The organism is Mesorhizobium sp. M7A.F.Ca.US.014.04.1.1, assembly GCF_003998745.1.
GTDB classification, from domain to species: domain Bacteria; phylum Pseudomonadota; class Alphaproteobacteria; order Rhizobiales; family Rhizobiaceae; genus Mesorhizobium; species Mesorhizobium ciceri.
In genome coordinates, this window is the sequence record NZ_RZRW01000933.1 from 1 (window position 1) to 1,508 (window position 1,508).

The 1,508-nt window shown below is 65.3% G+C and carries 2 protein-coding genes; one reads left to right on the forward strand and one right to left on the reverse strand.

All coding sequences use genetic code 11. The features are described from left to right. Nucleotides 1-126: 126 nt before the first annotated feature. The gene (locus tag EOA22_RS33245) at nucleotides 127-480 is read right to left on the reverse strand and encodes a hypothetical protein (protein ID WP_013528880.1); all 354 of its coding nucleotides are present in this window, start codon (nucleotides 478-480) and stop codon (nucleotides 127-129) included. Between the two features lie 369 nt (nucleotides 481-849). Here EOA22_RS33245 and EOA22_RS33255 point away from each other — a divergent pair. Then, nucleotides 850-1,508: AraC family transcriptional regulator (locus EOA22_RS33255; RefSeq protein WP_245478751.1), on the forward strand; the 659-nt coding region annotated here is incomplete at its 3' end.

The following is a 1,508-nucleotide window of genomic DNA, read 5'->3' on the forward strand; positions in this document are numbered from 1 at the left end:
GCATCGCACCGAGGCGCGAGCGTGTCGTCGGTCCCTTGCCCTGGCCGTAAGCGCCGCCGGCGCTGAAGGCCAGCCAGCCGGCAAGCCCGACAAGTGCCGCCCGGCAGGCGTGGTGTGACGAGGCCCTCAACATCCTTTGCTCGCAACAAGCTGCCGGAGATAGACAAGCCGCGTGCCGATGACATTGTTGACGATCGCCGTCTTGCCGGCCGGCGCCATGCCGCCGTATTTCTTGACCGACGGCCCATGATTCTTCGCCTCTTCGTAACCTGCCATCAATTGCCGCAGATCCGCACAGGACATCGAGGCGTACTTCGCCTGCTCCTGCGGGCTGATGACGCTCGATTGCGCCATGCCGGCGGAGTTGGCCGCCGCCATGCCGGCCATGCCGACGACCGCAGAAACCGGGTTGATGCCGACGCAGCCCGATAGGCCGAGGCACAGGACCGGTGCCGCCAGGACTGTATGCCGGACGCTCATGGCCGACGCTCCCCACACGGCCGCTTCGGATCGCGATGGTCGGCGACGGTTCCGCCGAGAGCGATGGACAACAGATAGACGCGTGGATTGAAGCCTGCCGAGGCGAGCCCCGACAGTGTCCTGAACAATTGCAAATGATACATCGAACCCCCTTGTGGCTGTTTGCGATGCGCTTCCTGATCGGAAACGCGCTGCAAACTAGGTCCGGCAAAAGCGGGCAGCTTGGACGCAGCGGCCCTAAAAACGGCCCAAACGGCCCTGTATTGACGTTTTCGGAGGCGCGGCGCATATCACGCCGCTTCTGATTGACCTGAGGCATGGGGGATGCCGGTGACGGCGACGATGGGGCCAACCGCCTCGTTCCGACTGATGACGGACGCGCTTCCGGAGCGGGATCGCGTCGAGGTCATGCGCGAGGTCTATGGCCGCACGGTGCTCAAGGTCGATCTCGATCCACTCGGCCCGACGCATGTCGATATGCAGGTGCGCGCGTTGCCTGGCCTCGGCATCGCCACGGGCACGTGTTCGGAATTCCGCGTCCATCATTCGACGTCGCTGATCGACAGCGACGATCTCGTCCTCCTGGTCGCCCTCGATGGCGCAAGCGTGATGAAGCATCGCGGCCGCGAGGAGCCGGTCGGCAACGGCCAGGCGCTGATGATGAGCGGCGAGGAGGTCGGCCTCAATGTCATCCAGCCAGGCGGTCTTCGCTTCGTCAATATGAGCTTCTCGCTCAAGGCACTGTCACCGCTGATCGGCGACCCGGCGCCGGCGCTGATGCAGCCGCTGCCAACCTCCGGCGGGGCGATGCGGCTGCTGCTCGACTATGTCAGGTCGATCCAGGATGCCGGCGACGTGCTGACCCCGGAGGCCTGGCATCTGGCGACGACGCATATTTTCGATCTCGTCGCTCTGGCCATGGGTGCCACCCGAGACGCGGCAGAAATCGCCCGGGGCCGAGGCGTGCGCGTGGCGCGGCTGCGTGCCATCAAGGCCGAAATAACAGCCCATGGCGGCGACCTGTCGGC